The following is a 16,549-nucleotide window of genomic DNA, read 5'->3' as shown; positions in this document are numbered from 1 at the left end:
TGGAAGGGAAAAGTCCCAAAAATGCTTAAGGTCTTACTTCCGTAGTGTCGTTAACATAATTTAAATATAATTTGTAAGTTCCTCATCTGTTTTAAATGCTATGTCTACGACGCCTTGAGACTCGAACTGGGCTATAAATTCTTTATACCACTTAGCTCGATCCTGGCCTCCTGCCATCGTTCGGAGTAACTGTTGACCATAAAGCGCTATATCTTCTACGATTCGTTCATGCCGGTAATATGCCAAGCGTTTCATGTTAACTTCGGCCTTTCCATAGCCCTTATAAAACAACTCTTGCTCGTGCGGTTTATTCCAAATATTCGCAACACCTCCGCCGATAAACATCAAATCACGTTCTTTAGGGGCTATGATAGGGTCGTCCCAATCCACTATATAAATGGTGTCATTTTCATCCATTAATACATTACCACCATGAAGATCAGAATGGCACAGCACGAATTGAGATGACTGGTCTTGGACCTCTTGGGCCAACTGTTCAGCGCGATCTACCAGCCGATGAATAGCGGCTGTATGCTTCTTAATAAATCTCAGTAAGTTAATAGAAGTCATGTCACCGCTCGGTTTGTCTCCAATAAGGGGATAGAGAGACCGAACGGCATGTCGCCATTTGGGTGAATAAGATTCCCGCCGGATCTTGGCTTCGATTGAAAGCGGCACATTAATTTCGTGAATTTGCCTCATCACCTTGCCGAGCATAAACCACTGATCGTCCGTTAGGTTACGGCTAAATCCGTCTCGACCATTGATAAAGGGGGATACAGTCAGTGTAAAGTCGTCAATACGCTGAGTTGCTTTACCATGAATTGTTTTAACGATGGGAATAATTTGTTGAATTCCAGCATTACGTAACAATTCTATCGTGATAGCGCTGATATCATGGTGGTGACCGCGTTTGATCTTTATGAAATACGAGGACCGGTTATGCGTTTGAGCTTTATATACTGACGCATGCATATCCGCACCCAGGGGAAGGACTGTAAGCATCGCAACTTCAATGCCGTAATTGATTTTCACGCAATCAATAATACGTTTCTTTGAAAAAGGTGGTTTTTCAATCATATTGAAAGTATACAAGAAATCTAGGGATAATCCGTCAATATTTTCGCCTCTGACCCTTCCTGTTGACCCAGATTGGTTCTTGTTTTATAGATTTACTAAGGATGAGCTTCATCTCATCAGAACAGGTACTTATTAATGATTTATTTCCAAGGTTCTAAAAAAACTGACCTAATGACAATGCCGTTTTACAATGAGCTTTTCCTGCGGGTTCTAACCGCTCTGATCGGCGTCCCGCTGGTTGTTGCGATTATCTGGCTGGGGTCGCCGTACTTGGATGGGTTAGCGTATCTGTTGTTGGCAGGTATGGCGACGGAATGGTTAGCGTTGAACAAGAAAACAGCCCTTATTTCCGTGAAAGGCTTTGGCATATTTTTAAGCGGTGGCCTTTACATCACCACCGCGATGGTCTGTTTGCTGACTTGGTGTTCAGAACCCTGGTTGATTTTGTGGTTATTATGTATTGTCTGGGCCACCGACATTGGGGCCTATTTTGTGGGGTCATATCTGGGCGGCCCCAAACTGGCCCCCAGCATAAGCCCTGGTAAGACGTGGTCTGGTTTTTTTGGCGGTTTGGTATGTGGCGTAGCAGCGGGCTGGGTCCTGTATAGTTTTGCCGCAATTGCTTTGCCTATATCGCTGCTGGGAACTCTTCTGATCATAACCGTAGCTTCCCAAGTGGGTGATTTGATTGAATCACGGGTTAAACGACATTTTAAGGTTAAGGACAGTGGTACGATTATTCCTGGCCACGGTGGGTTGTTAGACCGGTTAGATAGCTTATTATTTGTGGCTATCTGTTACAAGCTTCTCTTCGTACTCTCGAAATTTTAGGCAACCCAGGGCGTAACAAAAAAGCATGTAAACGGTCGACCCAACGGCAAGCAACAAAACGACGGCACTGATACGATGCAGGAACTCGATATCTTCAAGCCAAGAGTGGCACGCCGAATAAACGACAACTAAAGAGCCTAACATGATGGTCGATGCTATGGCCGTTTTAACCAAGTAATGACCCAGGGGTTTATCAAACGCAATCAATTTTCGGCGATACAATAGGTACCCCAATAACCCCGCGTTTGCCCAAGCGGCGATCGATGTGGCCAGGGCTATCCCTAAATGCTTGTATTTGAAAATCAGCAATAAATTTAAAATGATGTTAATGACCATGCTGGCAAGGGCCGTCAGAATAGGCGTCACGGTATCTTGGCGGGCGAAAAAACTGCTGCTAAATATTTTGATTAAGATATAGGCAGGCAGACCCGTTGAGAACCCAAATACGGTGGAGGCGACAGCCTGAGTCGAGATGACATCGAATTTGCCCCTTTCAAACAAAACCTTTACAAAAGGATCTGCCAGGTACATCAACCCCACCATGGCTGGCAACGTTATTAACATGGCAAATTCAATGGCACGATTTTGGGTATAAAGGGCTGATTCGACCTTTTTTTCCTGCCACAGGCGCGACAAGACGGGTAACAAAACAGTTCCCATGGCTGTGCCGGTAATACTGAGGGGCAATTGATACAGCCTGTCAGCATAATAAAGGAAAGAGTTCGTCCCAATAGGCAGCAAAGATGCCATCATCACATCAATCATCAAATTAATTTGTAAAGCCCCAGATCCTATGGCTGCCGGAATCATTCGTTTTCCGAATGATTTTACGCCTGGGCTGGAACTTCCATGAAAGCGAAACTTAGGCCTGATACCACACAGCCAACAAGGAACAGCCACCCATAATAACTGGGTGAGGCCAGAGCCCATAATCGCCACAGCGACATCGGTTCCTTGGGCGATCTGCAGTGGGTCAAAAACCATTAATACCGCAATAATGCTTAAATTTCCAACCAATGGAGAGGAGGCGGCAAGGGCAAATTTATCGATAGAGTTCAACACGCCGCTAAATAAAGCTGTTAGAGAAATCAGCAAAATAAACGGAAACGTTATGCGTGAGAAAAAAATCGCCAGGTGGTACAGCTCAGGCTTAGCCCCCACCAAAAAAACCTTGATAACCAGGGGCATGAAAATTTCAAAAACAATCACGACGCCAATCAAAATGGTTGTCATTAGGGTTAAGATATGCTGCATGAAGTCTTGGGCCTTTTGGGGCGATTCTACATTTAGGCTTGCGAACAGGGGCACAAAGGATGCGTTAAAGGCTCCCTCAGCAAATATACGTCTTAAAAAGCTTGGAATTTTAATGGCAATGACTAAGGCGTCCATCACAAGGCCGGTGCCAATGTACTTGGCCATCAACACGTCGCGCACAAAGCCCGTCAGGCGGCTCAGGATGGTAAAAAATGCTACCGAAAGGGCAGACTTAACAAGACGCATAAAAGAAGGCTAATCAGTTGATTCCCAATCAGCCTATTAGGCAATTTATTACGTAAATTGCAAGATTATTTTTTATGACCGCTTATGGTAGTTGCACGTATATAAAGGGTTCATTAATTTTAGGCTGACCACGCTCATCGCTTAGAATATGGCCCGCATTGTAAGTGTATGCAACGGTTGAAGCCCTTGTATTTGGAACACTAAGGATGCCTCCACTGGTCTTTCCTGAAGGGATAATCCAATTGTTACCTGGATGAAGTTTATAATCCAGATGCCACCCATCACTATATGTAAAACGCAAGTCGACAACACTCCTGCTATGATTGGCTACATATATGCAGGGATTACGAGGCAGATAAGGATGCGCGTCATGGGCCAGATTGTACCATGAACTTACGTCTAGTATGCTGTCAGCCTTAGCCATCGAACCAAGATTCAACAATAATACAGCAGCTATGATCATATTTTTTTTCGTCATCATGGTTGTTATCCTAAAATTATATAAAGATGAACAGCCCAGAACCAACTGTTTTGGCCCTGTCCTAAGCTAGATAATAGGTGATCCTTGTTAAAAAACCGTTAACGAAAAAAAATAAAGTCGAGATTTAAAACAATACTGTTTAGTATAATCCCAACAGCAACTTACTAATCATTTTATATATGCAAAAAAAACATGTGGCCGTTTTGATGGGCGGATGGTCTTCGGAACGGGAAGTCTCGCTCAGTTCAGGTGTCAAGGTCGTTAAAGCTCTTAAGGAATTAGGATATTGGGTAACCCCTATTGACGTTACGCGATCTTTGCCAGACCTGGTTCAACTCCTTACCGATGTTAAACCTAATATCGTTTTCAATGCCTTGCATGGTGTAGGGGGCGAAGATGGTGTGATCCAAGGGGTTTTGGAGATGATGCAAATTCCCTACACCCACAGTGGTGTGACCGCATCAGCCATAGCCATGAACAAAGTTTTATCGCGCCAGATTTTCATACAGCACGAAATTCCCGTCCCGGCTGACAAAGTCATTAGTTTTGATGATCTGAAGGCAGCACATCCCATGGATTTCCCCTATGTGATTAAGCCAATTGGGGAAGGATCCAGCCGGGGGGTTAGCATCATTTACACCGAAACTGACTATCAAAATGCCCTGAATAACTGGACTTTTGGTGACCAGGTTTTGGTGGAGAAATATATTCCCGGGCGTGAAATTCAAGTTTCCATCATTAATGGAAAAGCCGTGGGCGCTATCGAGCTTAGGGTTAAAGATGGTTATTACGACTATGATGCGAAATACACACCGGGACGCGCTCAACACTTGATGCCGGCCCCCTTGGATGCGGGCGCCCTTGGAACCGTTTCAAGGCTATCGGAAAAGGCTTACCATGCCTTGGGCTGCCGTAGCGTTTGTCGTGCTGACTTTCGATATGATGACACAGCCCCGGACCCCACGTTTTATTTGTTAGAAATGAATACTCAGCCAGGTATGACGCCGACCTCTTTGGTGCCAGAAACCGTTGGATATTACGGTATGTCGTTTAATCAGTTGGTTCAGCTTTTGATCGACACGGCCTGTTGTGATGGGGATATAGTTTCTGCATGATCCGTCGCAATAAAAAGAAAACAGCAGGTTTGGCTCCGGTCAGTATGGCTCAACCTTCGCGAAAGGGTCGCCAGCGCCAACGGCAACAATGGCGCCGTTGGTTTATTAATGCCTCAACGATCACGGCCCTAATCGCGTTGCCACTTGGTCTGTGGTTGGGGTATCCCCAGCTTCTTTTGTCATTTGGGGAGTCTTGCTTTATTTCGGGCCTTGGAAAGTGCGGCTTTCAGATTCAAGAGATTTTCATTGAAGGCAGGGAGTTCATTAAACCAGAGGTTGTAGGTCAGGCCGTCAATGCAAAGCGGGGTGAGCCTATTTTTGGCCATTCTTTGGACGATCTTAAATCAAGGCTAGAGAAAATAGACTGGATCAAAAGCGTCCATATTGAACGGCAACTGCCTGATCAACTGTATATAAAAATCTCGGAACGGTACCCCATTGCCATTTGGCAACATCAAAAAACCCTTTATTTGGTTGACCGTGAAGGGGTGGTTATTCAAAACGCCAAGCTTTATCAATTTCAACAATTACCGTTGGTGATTGGGCCTGATGCGCCCCTGCATACGCCCAAAATTCTGACGCTGCTTGAGAAATTTCCAAAGATTCTGGAAAGGGTCAAGGTGCTGACACGGGTCCGTCAACGCCGTTGGGATATAACCTTTAAAGATTCCATTCTGGTCAAATTGTCAGAGCAAAAACCCGAGGAGTCTTTAGCCCGTCTTTCTTTGCTGATTGAACAAGGCAAAATTCACAAAGGCGATGTTTCGATGGTTGATCTTCGAAATCGCGAACAAATTGTGCTGCGCCTTTCCCCCGAGGCCGCCATCAGAATTAAGCTGAAGGGTAAGGAAACGTAAAGGGGGAAAAGAGTCATTTTCCCCTCTCCCACTCCCCCGTTATAAAATAACATTAAATTAATATTTGTTGAAAAATTAGCAAGATTTTGTCACATTTATTGGATGTTCAAGTAAAGACGACAAGCAACTACAACAACCCATTTTAAAAGGACCCGCCATGGTGAAACTCCTCCGCATTGACAGCAGTGCAAGAACTACAAACTCTCATTCAAGGCATCTGGCCGATATTTTCCAAAAAGATTGGCTGAGTACCCATCCAAATGGCACAGTAGTTGTTCGCAATATCATTGAACAGCCCATACCGCATATCTTGAACACCACGATCACTGGTTTTTATACGCCGGCCGATCAGTTAACCCCCGATTTAAAAGAGGCGGTAAAACTATCGGACGAGTTGATTGCCGAACTTAAATCAGCGGATGAAATCCTTATCAGCGCACCGATTTACAATTTTTCAATCCCTTCGGCGTTGAAGGCATGGATCGATCATATTGTTCGTATGGGAGAGACTTTTTCATACGACGGTAAATCTTTCAAGGGTTTGCTAACCGGCAAAAAAGTTTATTTCTGCCTTGCTTATGGCGGAGAAGGATACACAGGACCAATAGCAGCAATGGATTTTCTGAAACCATATTTACAAACGCTTTTTGGATTTTTGGGCTTTGAATCGATGGAATTTTTTGTGGTGGAAGGCACCAGCACCAGTCCAGAAGCTTTGTCTGAAAAAATTAAACAAACTCAAGAAATCATGCATAAAGCCATGGGAATTTAAGCCCACTGCCGTTTCGCATAAGTCAGACGATAGTAATAATACGTCTGAGAAAAGTATCATAGGGGGGAGATTCGTTTCCCCCTACCCCGCTATCCTCTCCACCATGGCGCCGCAGCCATTCAGTTTCTGTTCCAGTTGTTCATAGCCCCGATCCAGGTGGTAAACGCGGCTGATCATCGTCTCGCCATGGGCGACCAAGCCTGCCAAAACCAAAGAAACAGAGGCGCGCAGATCAGTCGCCATGACTTCCGCACCGCTTAGGTTTTTCACACCCCGAACCAGGGCCGATGAATGATGAACCGTAATATTGGCCCCCATACGGCACAGCTCTGGCACATGCATAAATCGATTTTCAAAAATGGTTTCCGTCACCATCGATGCCCCCTGGCAAATGCTCATCACCGCCATCATCTGCGCCTGCAGGTCGGTTGCAAACCCTGGGTAAGGTTCGGTCATCACGTCCACCCCTTGAATGGGAATAGTTGAGGCACGGACCCTGAATCCCGTGTCCGTTGGTTGAATGTCTACGCCGGCCTGCTTTAAGGTCGCAACCAAACTTGTCACCAAATCAACTGATGTGTGCGTCAGCTCAAGATCGCCACCCGTGATGGCCGCAGCCATGGCATAGGTGCCGGTTTCAATACGGTCGGCAATAACGCGATGGTGGGCCCCTCTCAACCGGTCAACACCCTGAATCGTAATCGTGTCAGTCCCAGCGCCTGTGATGTGGGCCCCCATGGCTGTTAAACAGTGTGCCAGGTCAACAATTTCAGGCTCCCGAGCCGCATTAATCAGGCGCGTTTGGCCTTTGGCTAGGGTGGCGGCCATCATCAAATTCTCGGTCGCTGTTACGCTGACCACCGGCATCGTCACGTCGGCGCCGGTTAACCCGTTGCTGGCATGGGCCTGAATATACCCCTCGCTCAGCTCTATGGTGGCGCCTAATTGACGCAGTCCATTAATATGGATATCAACTGGGCGTGTTCCAATGGCACAGCCACCCGGCAAAGAAACTTTGGCTTGACCCGTGCGCGCCAAAAGTGGGCCCAAAACCAAAATCGATGCGCGCATTTTCCGAACAATATCGTAAGGGGCTGTCGTGTTGGTGATGTCCTGGGCATGCAGTTCAACCACGTCTTCTTGGGTGTTAATCTGAACGCCGTGTTGCACCAGCAAATCACCCATAAATTGAATATCGCTTAGGCGAAAGGGCACGTTGCTTAGGACCAATGGCTGATCGGTTAATAAGGCAGCAGTCATTAAAGGCAAGGCTGAGTTCTTGGCCCCACTGATACGAACGCACCCCTTTAAAGGGTTGCCCCCGACAATACGAATTTTAGTTAATGTCATAATTGATCACTTTATAATTTGGGAAGGGTAACGCCGGTCTGGCCCATATACTTGCCCATGCGGTCACGGTAAGAAACTTCACAGGTCTGATCTGATTGGAAAAACAAGAACTGACAGACACCCTCGTTCGCATAAATTTTGGCGGGCAAGGGCGTGGTGTTTGAAAACTCCAGAGTCACATGCCCTTCCCATTCAGGCTCAAGCGGGGTTACGTTCACGATAATGCCACACCGGGCATATGTTGATTTACCCAAACACACCACCAGAACATCCCGGGGTATGCGGAAATATTCAACCGTGCGACCCAAGGCAAAACTGTTGGGGGGAATAATACAGACATCGGTGTTGCGGTGCACCAAGCTGGTGTCAGAGAAATTCTTGGGGTCAACCAAAGCATTATCGACATTGGTGAAAATTTTAAACTCAGGGGCAACGCGGGCATCATAGCCATAAGAGGATAAGCCGTAAGAGATAACCCCCTCACGCTTTTGCGATTCCACAAAGGGTTCAATCATTTTGTGGTTGATGGCCTGCTCGCGAATCCAACGGTCAGCTTTTATAGACATGAGGATAGCTTTTTTGTGTGTTTAAGTGTCAATTGTCCCAACCTTAAAGCATTAGGCAAGTGTTTTAAATCAGAAAAAATTTAAGGTGGTACCTGTGGCAAGGGCATTTTTCATTGCTATATAACGTGTTGCACTTGGCTAGAAATAGGAGTCGTTTATTATTAAGGAATCGAACAAATTCCCTTGAATATTACCATAATCGGCATTATAACATCGTCATGTGAAATATAACTTTGAGGGGCAAAGCAATGTCCAGAAAAACATCTTTAACTGCCGGTTTTTTATTTTTTATATCGGTTATGTCTATTAGTGCCTATGGTTCAGCTCTATTACCTGGGCAACTCACCCCCTATGAACTGCTGATGAGGAAAAAGGAAAATGATTCATCCGCATTAGAAACATCCGGCCAAAGAGAGGCTGCCGTGAAAGCCGCAGAAGCTTTGAACGAGGAATCGAAAGCAAAGATAGCGGCGAGACCCACCCTTCCAGGAAGAAAACGTACTGCCAGTCGCCCCTTTTTTTCTTCAACCACCCCTCAGACATCACAAGCGGCGGACCAACAAGTTGCGGCAGCAGCGGCAGCAACAAAGTCTGATAAAGATGAGGTTTTGACGGATGCTTCAGCGACGCAGGGACAAACACCGTTAACACCAGTTGGCCAACTTCCTCAGTCGGCAGCAGCAGCCGCTTCAGCCCCTTCAGAAGCCGTTTCCCAAACCCCCCACGACGATCAGCTCACGCAGGGTACTGGCAAGACACGGGCCCAAAAAGATGAGGATGAGCGTGAGAGGTTAGCAGCTGAAGCCATAGCCAAAGCAGATCTCAACAAAAAACCAAAACTTTCCGCTAGTGAGCAAGCCGCAAAAGAGAAGAAAGAAAAAGAAGAACAAAAGCTTTTGCTTGAAGAGTTAGCAAAAAAAACAAGGAAGATTAGCGGGACAGCGGCAGCGGCTTCTCAAACTACCGATACCCCTGCTCCAACCCCTACTACCCCTACCCCTACCCCTAACCGTACTCCAACCCCTACTAATACTGCTACCTCTACTGCTGCTCCGATCCCTATAACGCCGGCAGCGGCAGCTTCTAATAAAGGTCTGGCTTCTACTAGAGCTTCTTCAGAGACGCAGGAAAAACCTGCTACAACGGCCAACCCAACAGCAGTTGGTCAACAACCTTCACAACAAGGCGCAGCAGCTTCTCAAACTACCAATACCACTGCTCCCAACCACTACTACCCCTATGACGCCGGCACCTGCAGCTTCTAGTAATTCTCAGGTTTCGACACCAGGAGCTCCAGGGAGGCAGGGACAACCTTCCCCAAAGGATAAGCCACTTATGAGGGCGGTTAAATCAAATAATATAGAAAAAGCGCTGGAATTAATAAATGACGGGGATGATATAACTGTAAGAGATTCTTATGGTCGTTCTTTAATGCATTATGCGCAGGATGCTGGATTAATCGAGAAATTAAAGGAAAAAATGACTATAAATGATCCGGATCTTGCCGGGTGCACACCTTTAATGATAGCGGTCCAATCTAATAATGCGGCGCAGGCTAAGTTACTGGTAGAAAAGGGCGCTGATGTCAAGGCGACAAATTCCATGAGTCAAACAGCGTTATTTTTTGCAAAAAACAAAGGTTCTATTGAATTTTTGAAAGCGAAAGGCCTATCGGTTGAAGATAAAGACGTTTTTGATAAAACGCCTTTGATGTATGCAAAAAACGATCCGAATTTTCCTCAAGATGCTAGGGAAGCATTGGAAATTTCTTCTAATACATCTCAGGTTTCGACTGCAGTAGCTTTAGGGGGGCAAGGACAAGTTGCTACAGCGACCAACAAACCAGCAGAGGTTAATCAAGAAATACAAAAAGCCGCACCAGGTGCAGCGGGAGCAGCTTCCTCAGCACCGTCAGCGATACCAACCGTAACTGAGGATGAAGCTCAAAAAGAAAAATCAAGAAGAGAATTCCTATCAACTATAAAATCAGCTGCAAGAGCGCCCAAGCCAACAGCACTTTCTAACTTCAGCAGCACAGCTCCAACTTTAACACCACAAATGAAGGAGTTAGTTAACTTAGACAAATCCAGCATGAGTGCATTTTCCGAGATTACGGAAGAGGATCCTTTCTGGAATGGCGGGAGCTTAGAAAACGATAGTAAAAAATCGGAAATATTGGAAACATGGGGAAAAATCGCAAACATAAGATCAAACTATATGAAGAAAAAACTAGGTTTTAGCGACGATACTAAAGTCCATAACCTTGCTTTGAGGAGTTTGGGTGCACTTCCCTTACCGCGACCTTATTCGCTTAAGTCTGAAGATCTTATGGATAGAATACAGCATTGCAGAACAAAAATCTTATCAACCGGAGGGGCGTTTGGTATCGACTTTGAAAGAAAGGCCCAAGGACTAGAGCTTCGAATTATGGTAAACAGTCTGAAAGATGCAGGGCGTTACCAAGCGATGCGCTACAAGCCAGATCAGCCAAAAGAAAACGCACCATTCAATCTTTTACGTATGTTGGCGAACGACTTAATAGACGAAACAAGCCCAGCTCAGCTTCTTGAGCATCAGATTGTCTGCTTTATTGTCGCAGCTAAAGAGGCTATGGATTGCTCAGAGCCTGCACAGGTGGCCTTTAGAAAAAATTTATCAGAAGGTCGTTATGAAAAAAAGCATGACTATGAAGAATTTGCCTATTGCCAGATTGCAGAAGCTGTCCAGAACAAGGTAGGAACAGAACGAGGCGGTCGAATCGATGAAGATTTTGTTTCTGCTACTTTTGGCCGTATTAACAAAGATATAGCTGACTTTACGGATGAACGGGTGTCGGCACATTAATCAGGCTGTGTTGCATAAATGGCGACTCATCGCTGGTTTTGAATTTTCAAGAATTTGGGTTTAGCGGTTTGTACTCATCGGACAAAACTGGCCCACAATAAATAGGGGGGGGTAAGAGCTCCCCCTAACCTTTCCATACCCCCACAAAACAAAACCTAACTATCTTCCGCAAGAATCGTCAGATTGACATCAAAACCTTTTTTGTTTGAATATCTTAATTATTTATGTGTAAAATAATCAGTACATTCTTTTTTCAAGAGATCAAATAAAATAGAAAATATTTTATTTGATTAATTTGAATATATTCTTAAGGTTTTAAAAGAGGGTTCCTGAAAATGCTAAAGTTTAAGATAAAAAAGTTACACCTTCCGCTTCTTGTATCTGCTTTCGTTATTGCGTTTAATACAGGCGTTTACGCATCGGCGGCAGCGTCCAGTAGCTTAGAGGGACAAGTGGATGTGCAAGAAGGTTCAATAAATGCATTGATTAAGCTGACTGAATTTTCGAAGGATTCTAGTGAATTAACCTCTGTTCAGTTATATGGGTTGCTAAAGGATGCTAGAAAAATAGAAGGGTGGAATTACTACAAGGCTGATTGCCTGAATAGAGTCATGTTCAAGGCTGTTGGTATGTCATACAATACTTCTACAAATGAAGCCGCATTTAAGGGACAACCTAGGCCTGATCTCATTCGAACCATTATAAAAAGCGGAGAATACGACCCTTTCTCAGAATATGCTGTTGGCGACGATCGAACAAGAATACAGGAACCCAAAACATTATATCGCATCATTGCCGCTGCATACATTATGGCGCCTGATCTTTCCAAGCCTCAATTTGATGGTTTATGCGAGATTATGGCAGTAATGCTTAGTGCCATTGAAGATAAGGTAGTATTTGATCATATTTTAGATAAAAGCATAATTTTAAAGGAAATTAAAGATAATGCCCCCACGATTTTGATGGGGAAGTATAATTTTGTGAAACCTGGCAAGGTTGATGAATTAACGCGCCTAAGACAAATCATTTTAGACAAATATGAAGAATTAGAAGCGAAAGATAGGCGCGCATCAGCCAGCATGAAAGCGGACGCAGTTGCGTATCATCAGGCGGCAGCCTCTAATCATGACAGCATAAACCAATACCTTTCCGTTGGAAGAGGCACCTGGCAAAAAGAGGGTGAATAAGTTTATTGCTACTCAGAAAACACCATGCAATATAAGTCATTGACTTACGTAGGTCATTGACCTATACATACATATATGGGTACAGAAACTAATAAATGGCTGACAATTGTTGAAACAGCTAGCTTTATGAAGCACGCTGAAGGAGTTTTGAAATCAGAAGAACTTGATGACTTAAAGCAAATTCTGGCCAGCACCCCTGACATCGGAGACGTTATCCCCCATTCCGGCGGCATAAGGAAGGTTAGAGTTTCTGCTCAACAAAAAGGTAAATCTGGAGGAGCACGTGTGATTTATTATTACCACAACAATAAATCCCCTCTCTTCTTTTTAGATGTGTAGTATGCAAAGTCTGAAAAAATAGATTTAAGCAAATCAGAATTAGGGATTCTTCGGGCACTAACCGAACAGTTTCGCAAGATTTATGGAGGCTAATATGGAAACGACAACTGGACAAAGACTTATTGACTCTCTTCAAGAAGCCTTAGATTACGCAAAAGGTAGCTCTACTAGGGAAGCCAAGGTGTCTCATGTTGAAAGGCTTAAGAAGATAGAAATCCCAGACCTTCTTAACGCCAAAGAAATAAGGGAACAGTTAAAAATGTCTCAAGCTGAATTTTCTGCACGGTTTGGAATCAATCTTAATACGTTAAGAAACTGGGAACATGGGCGTCGTGCGCCTGATTTGGCAACAAAATCCTATTTGTATGCTATTTCGCGTAATGCGGAGTTAGTGGAGAAAGCCTTACATTCTTAAGCGAACCAAATTTCCCCAATGCTGGTCAATAAGTTTATTGAATTCTTATGTGAAATTCGCTAGTGTGCAGCATCGTCCCCTTCGTCTAGAGGCCTAGGACATCACCCTCTCACGGTGGGAACACGGGTTCGAATCCCGTAGGGGGCACCAGAATTAACAATACTTTCGGATAATTTTCCGGGGTTTTTTTGTAACCCCCGCGAAAGCGGGGGTCCAGTTGTGTTTTATAGATTCCCGCCTTCGCGGGAATGACATCCGTGATGTTACAACTTAATGTGATAAATCAGGAACAATGCGGCTGCGGTCGCGGTTACTTTGAACGACCAACACTCTTTGACCTGCACTCATTTTCGGCTCGGCCCCTTGGGTCAGGGTAATAACGTCACCTCGGTCAAGCTGGACTTGATATTCCACGCCCTCTTGTTCTGTCACTTTCCCTTGAATCAAATGACCAGCGCCAGCACCGGCCAGGCCACCTAACACACCCGTCACAACGCGGCCTTCTTTACCGCCGCCGATTTGCGAGCCTAATAAGGCGCCTGACAGACCACCAATGACCGAGCCAGCGCCAGGTTGGCTAGCATCCTGGGCATTAATCATAACAGGGCGAGCCGCCACGATAACACCCTTTTGGGTTTGACTGATTTCACCAGCGCCCTTGACGCTGTAGTCATTGCCGCCCAACTTAGGTGCACATCCAGTGCTGAGCAAAGCAGAAGCGATAACGGCTGAGGCTACAAGAATATTTTTCATCATTGCTTTCCATTTAGTAAAATTTTATATACCTGGCTATTATAGGCAAATTTTATGGGCGGTAGCAAAACTGTTTTAACCATTTCACGAGTGATCAGTATATAATCACAGGATGGAAGGACCAAGGAATGAGGAGAAAAAGCGATGACCCCAAAGTATGAAGAAGATTTTTATGGTTGGGTGACAGGCAACATAGCGTTTCTTAAACAAAAGAGGTTTGACGAAATGGACATAGAACATTTGATAGAGGAACTGGAGGATATGGGCAATAACAAAAAACACGCTTTGATTTCAAGGCTTGCTCAATTAATTTTCCATCTTCTTAAATGGCAATATCAACCAGATTTTAGGGGTCGCAGTTGGGAAGGTAGCATTAAAATGCAACGTATGGAATTAGAGGAGCTTCTTCAAGATAGCCCAAGTTTAAAAAGCAAAGTGACCGAAGGATTTTCTGTTGCCTATAAAAAAGCACAATTAATCATTCAAAAAGAAACGCCTATTGATCTAAAATTGATGCCTCAAATTTGCCCCTACACATTTGAGCAATGTTTAGATGACGAATTTTATCCTGATTGAAAAGTTGTTGTCTGGATTGCTAGGTCGCCTGCGGTTCCTGGTAATGACGTGTTATCGAAAGTAGTGTCATGACTGATTTATCGCTTTACACACAACAGATACGAGAGCGCGTCAACGTGTCTGAGGTGATTGGACGCGATGTCAAGCTTGCACGTAAAGGGCATGAATTCCATGGACTCTGTCCTTTCCATTCTGAAAAAAGCCCCTCTTTTACCGTTAATGACCACAAGGGTTTTTATCATTGTTTTGGATGCGGCGCCCACGGGGATGTTATTCAATATGTCATGCAACGACATAACCTGGATTTTAAGGCAACCATCCACCAGCTGGCTGAAACGGCGGGCATTACGATACAAGAGGTGGAGAGACAACCCGAAAAGGCTCCCCCTCCTGATTTGTATAAAATTTTGGAGTTTAGCTGTCAGTGGTTTGAGACAAGTCTTCAACAAAGCCGTGGAGAGGGGGCGCGTGAGTACCTGGCCCAGCGCGGGTTTAGTCAATCAACCCAAACCCAATTTCGCTTAGGCTTTGCCCCAGACCCAAAACAGGGCGGCGGGTCTTTGTCCCAGACCTTGACGCAAAAAGGATTTGATAAGGCCTTAATCTTAAAGGCAGGCGTTTTGATTCAAACAGATGATGGTGGGCGAATTTATGACCGGTTTCGTGGCCGGGTCATGTTTCCCATTTTCGATGTTAAAGGCCGTGTTCTTGCCTTTGGTGGCCGCATTATCGGATCAAAGGATCAAACGGCGGATCAGGCAAAATATATTAATTCCTCAGAGACCCCTCTTTTTCATAAAGGGCATGTTCTTTATAATTATCATCAAGCTTTTAAGCATATTAACAAAGATATCCCCCCCATTCTTGTGGAGGGGTATTGTGATGTCATATCATTGTATCAAGGCGGATTCACGACAGCCTTGGCTCCCCTTGGGACAGCCTTGACAGAGCAGCAGTTGAATTTATTGTGGCGCCGCCATCCTTCCCCGATTTTATGTTTTGATGGTGATCAGGCTGGTGTGCGTGCCTCTTTTCGGGCAATTGAGCGAGCGCTGCCGTTGCTAACGGCCGATAAAAGCCTCAAGATTTGTTATCTGCCTGCTGGCGAAGACCCAGACAGTTTTTTGAAGGCAAGGGGACCCTCTGCGTTTAAAGGGATGCTTGATCAATCTCTCAGCCTGATTGACAGCATGTGGACCAATATAATGAAAATACAGCCGGCAGAGGCCCTGTCAACCCCTGAAGGCAAGGCGAAGTTTAAGCGCCAGGTATTTGATTTGGTCAAAACAATTCAAGATCCAGACATGCGCAAGTTTTATGAATTGGATGTGACTGAGCGCCTGAATCGGTTGTGGTACCAAGAAAAACGTTTTTTACCTTCCCTGAAAAAGGGCAAACCTCAGGTGAATTTAGGATCTTTGCCTCTTCCCAGGATATCCGATAAAAAAAATACCCTAGCCCATAAAATATTATTGGCAACTTTGATTACGCACCCTACTTTATTGAAAGAGGTGTTCGAAAAGTTCGCGGGTCTTGAATTTCAAAAAGAAAGCTGGCAGAATATGAGGCAATGCATGCTAGACTATTCCCAAGAAAATTTACAGACTTTAAAAGACAAACTACATGAACTGGGATTTGCCTCAGAACTTGATGCGTTGTTTGACAAAGAACTGTTTTTGCACGCTCCATTTGCCATGCATGGCAGCGACCCAGACCTTGCCCTAGAGCGATGGCAAGATATTTGGCAACAAACAACATGGAAGCAAGCAGTAAAAAATGATCTTAAACAAGCGCAAGAAGACACAAAGAAATCTTTTGATGACCAATCTTGGCAAAAAATGAAGACGTTGAAAAACATCTTCCCGATTTGACCCGTTTTTAAG

General features: G+C 44.8%; 16 protein-coding genes, 1 tRNA gene and 1 pseudogene. 12 read left to right on the top strand and 6 right to left on the bottom strand.

Features of this window, described 5'->3' with window-relative positions; all coding sequences use genetic code 11:
* Positions 1-60: 60 nt before the first annotated feature.
* Positions 61-1,080: an aminoglycoside phosphotransferase family protein gene (locus tag EQU50_RS05575; RefSeq protein ID WP_130154150.1), complete on the bottom strand. Its 1,020-nt coding sequence runs from the start codon at positions 1,078-1,080 to the stop codon at positions 61-63.
* A 426-nt stretch (positions 1,081-1,506) separates the two neighbouring features.
* On the opposite strand from EQU50_RS05575, the pseudogene EQU50_RS08660 reads away from it, so the two are divergent.
* Positions 1,507-1,911 (top strand): annotated as a pseudogene (locus tag EQU50_RS08660) (phosphatidate cytidylyltransferase); the annotation flags it as partial.
* Here EQU50_RS08660 and murJ read toward each other — a convergent pair.
* On the bottom strand, positions 1,861-3,411 hold the full coding sequence (murJ, locus tag EQU50_RS05565) for a murein biosynthesis integral membrane protein MurJ (protein ID WP_130154148.1): 1,551 nt from the start codon (positions 3,409-3,411) through the stop codon (positions 1,861-1,863). The pseudogene EQU50_RS08660 and the gene murJ sit on opposite strands and share 51 nt — an antisense overlap.
* A gap of 82 nt (positions 3,412-3,493) precedes the next feature.
* Positions 3,494-3,892, bottom strand: coding sequence for a hypothetical protein (locus EQU50_RS05560; RefSeq protein WP_130154147.1), 399 nt, complete (start codon positions 3,890-3,892; stop codon positions 3,494-3,496).
* Between the two features lie 179 nt (positions 3,893-4,071).
* Here EQU50_RS05560 and EQU50_RS05555 point away from each other — a divergent pair, with 179 nt between their 5' ends.
* The 3 genes from EQU50_RS05555 (at position 4,072) to EQU50_RS05545 (ending at position 6,636) form a co-directional block, all read left to right on the top strand.
* Positions 4,072-5,007: a D-alanine--D-alanine ligase gene (locus tag EQU50_RS05555; protein WP_130154146.1), complete on the top strand. Its 936-nt coding sequence runs from the start codon at positions 4,072-4,074 to the stop codon at positions 5,005-5,007.
* Between the two features lie 44 nt (positions 5,008-5,051).
* The gene (locus EQU50_RS05550; RefSeq protein WP_165380354.1) at positions 5,052-5,864 is read left to right on the top strand and encodes a cell division protein FtsQ/DivIB; all 813 of its coding nucleotides are present in this window, start codon (positions 5,052-5,054) and stop codon (positions 5,862-5,864) included.
* 157 nt (positions 5,865-6,021) lie between these two features.
* Positions 6,022-6,636 (top strand): FMN-dependent NADH-azoreductase, encoded by a 615-nt coding sequence (locus EQU50_RS05545; protein ID WP_130154144.1) that lies wholly within the window; start codon positions 6,022-6,024, stop codon positions 6,634-6,636.
* A gap of 81 nt (positions 6,637-6,717) precedes the next feature.
* Here EQU50_RS05545 and murA read toward each other — a convergent pair whose 3' ends face one another.
* Both murA and dcd read right to left on the bottom strand, forming a co-directional pair.
* Positions 6,718-7,986, bottom strand: a complete 1,269-nt coding sequence (gene murA / locus EQU50_RS05540) for a UDP-N-acetylglucosamine 1-carboxyvinyltransferase (RefSeq protein ID WP_130154143.1) — start codon at positions 7,984-7,986, stop codon at positions 6,718-6,720.
* Between the two features lie 11 nt (positions 7,987-7,997).
* Positions 7,998-8,552, bottom strand: a complete 555-nt coding sequence (gene dcd / locus EQU50_RS05535; RefSeq protein WP_130154142.1) for a dCTP deaminase — start codon at positions 8,550-8,552, stop codon at positions 7,998-8,000.
* 248 nt (positions 8,553-8,800) lie between these two features.
* Between dcd and EQU50_RS08370 the strand changes: the two genes are divergently transcribed.
* The 6 genes from EQU50_RS08370 (at position 8,801) to EQU50_RS05505 (ending at position 13,487) form a co-directional block, all read left to right on the top strand.
* A complete protein-coding gene (locus tag EQU50_RS08370) occupies positions 8,801-9,817 on the top strand; it encodes a hypothetical protein (RefSeq protein ID WP_165380353.1) in 1,017 nt (338 codons plus the stop codon).
* 70 nt (positions 9,818-9,887) lie between these two features.
* Positions 9,888-11,396, top strand: coding sequence for an ankyrin repeat domain-containing protein (locus tag EQU50_RS05525; protein WP_165380352.1), 1,509 nt, complete (start codon positions 9,888-9,890; stop codon positions 11,394-11,396).
* 335 nt (positions 11,397-11,731) lie between these two features.
* Positions 11,732-12,583: a hypothetical protein gene (locus EQU50_RS05520; RefSeq protein ID WP_130154139.1), complete on the top strand. Its 852-nt coding sequence runs from the start codon at positions 11,732-11,734 to the stop codon at positions 12,581-12,583.
* A gap of 75 nt (positions 12,584-12,658) precedes the next feature.
* A complete protein-coding gene (locus EQU50_RS05515; protein ID WP_130154138.1) occupies positions 12,659-12,922 on the top strand; it encodes a hypothetical protein in 264 nt (87 codons plus the stop codon).
* Positions 12,923-13,016: 94 nt separating this feature from the next.
* Entirely contained in the window at positions 13,017-13,337 is a 321-nt protein-coding gene (locus EQU50_RS05510; protein WP_165380351.1) for a helix-turn-helix domain-containing protein, read from the top strand.
* Positions 13,338-13,411: 74 nt separating this feature from the next.
* A tRNA-Glu gene (locus tag EQU50_RS05505) sits at positions 13,412-13,487 on the top strand.
* A 120-nt stretch (positions 13,488-13,607) separates the two neighbouring features.
* Here EQU50_RS05505 and EQU50_RS05500 read toward each other — a convergent pair.
* Complete coding sequence (locus tag EQU50_RS05500; RefSeq protein WP_130154136.1) at positions 13,608-14,093, bottom strand: outer membrane lipoprotein; 486 nt, start codon at positions 14,091-14,093, stop codon at positions 13,608-13,610.
* A gap of 141 nt (positions 14,094-14,234) precedes the next feature.
* Between EQU50_RS05500 and EQU50_RS05495 the strand changes: the two genes are divergently transcribed.
* Positions 14,235-14,666: a DUF29 domain-containing protein gene (locus EQU50_RS05495; RefSeq protein ID WP_130154135.1), complete on the top strand. Its 432-nt coding sequence runs from the start codon at positions 14,235-14,237 to the stop codon at positions 14,664-14,666.
* A 68-nt stretch (positions 14,667-14,734) separates the two neighbouring features.
* Positions 14,735-16,537 (top strand): DNA primase, encoded by a 1,803-nt coding sequence (gene dnaG, locus EQU50_RS05490; RefSeq protein ID WP_130154134.1) that lies wholly within the window; start codon positions 14,735-14,737, stop codon positions 16,535-16,537.
* The last annotated feature ends 12 nt before the right edge of the window (positions 16,538-16,549 follow it).

The organism is Candidatus Finniella inopinata (assembly GCF_004210305.1).
GTDB lineage: Bacteria > Pseudomonadota > Alphaproteobacteria > Paracaedibacterales > CAIULA01 > Finniella > Finniella inopinata_A.
The sequence above is the reverse complement of the archived record's forward strand: the minus strand, read 5'-3'. Positions and strand labels throughout refer to the sequence as shown.

What these genes read in the sequence shown, in the direction of transcription:
- EQU50_RS05575 (WP_130154150.1), bottom strand. Translation starts at nt 1,080, where the DNA reads ATGATTGAAAAACCACCTTTTTCAAAGAAACGTATTATTGATTGCGTG.
- murJ (WP_130154148.1), bottom strand. Translation starts at nt 3,411, where the DNA reads ATGCGTCTTGTTAAGTCTGCCCTTTCGGTAGCATTTTTTACCATCCTG.
- EQU50_RS05560 (WP_130154147.1), bottom strand. Translation starts at nt 3,892, where the DNA reads ATGATGACGAAAAAAAATATGATCATAGCTGCTGTATTATTGTTGAAT.
- EQU50_RS05555 (WP_130154146.1), top strand. Translation starts at nt 4,072, where the DNA reads ATGCAAAAAAAACATGTGGCCGTTTTGATGGGCGGATGGTCTTCGGAA.
- EQU50_RS05550 (WP_165380354.1), top strand. Translation starts at nt 5,052, where the DNA reads ATGGCTCAACCTTCGCGAAAGGGTCGCCAGCGCCAACGGCAACAATGG.
- EQU50_RS05545 (WP_130154144.1), top strand. Translation starts at nt 6,022, where the DNA reads ATGGTGAAACTCCTCCGCATTGACAGCAGTGCAAGAACTACAAACTCT.
- murA (WP_130154143.1), bottom strand. Translation starts at nt 7,986, where the DNA reads ATGACATTAACTAAAATTCGTATTGTCGGGGGCAACCCTTTAAAGGGG.
- dcd (WP_130154142.1), bottom strand. Translation starts at nt 8,552, where the DNA reads ATGTCTATAAAAGCTGACCGTTGGATTCGCGAGCAGGCCATCAACCAC.
- EQU50_RS08370 (WP_165380353.1), top strand. Translation starts at nt 8,801, where the DNA reads ATGTCCAGAAAAACATCTTTAACTGCCGGTTTTTTATTTTTTATATCG.
- EQU50_RS05525 (WP_165380352.1), top strand. Translation starts at nt 9,888, where the DNA reads ATGAGGGCGGTTAAATCAAATAATATAGAAAAAGCGCTGGAATTAATA.
- EQU50_RS05520 (WP_130154139.1), top strand. Translation starts at nt 11,732, where the DNA reads ATGCTAAAGTTTAAGATAAAAAAGTTACACCTTCCGCTTCTTGTATCT.
- EQU50_RS05515 (WP_130154138.1), top strand. Translation starts at nt 12,659, where the DNA reads ATGGGTACAGAAACTAATAAATGGCTGACAATTGTTGAAACAGCTAGC.
- EQU50_RS05510 (WP_165380351.1), top strand. Translation starts at nt 13,017, where the DNA reads ATGGAAACGACAACTGGACAAAGACTTATTGACTCTCTTCAAGAAGCC.
- EQU50_RS05500 (WP_130154136.1), bottom strand. Translation starts at nt 14,093, where the DNA reads ATGATGAAAAATATTCTTGTAGCCTCAGCCGTTATCGCTTCTGCTTTG.
- EQU50_RS05495 (WP_130154135.1), top strand. Translation starts at nt 14,235, where the DNA reads ATGACCCCAAAGTATGAAGAAGATTTTTATGGTTGGGTGACAGGCAAC.
- dnaG (WP_130154134.1), top strand. Translation starts at nt 14,735, where the DNA reads ATGACTGATTTATCGCTTTACACACAACAGATACGAGAGCGCGTCAAC.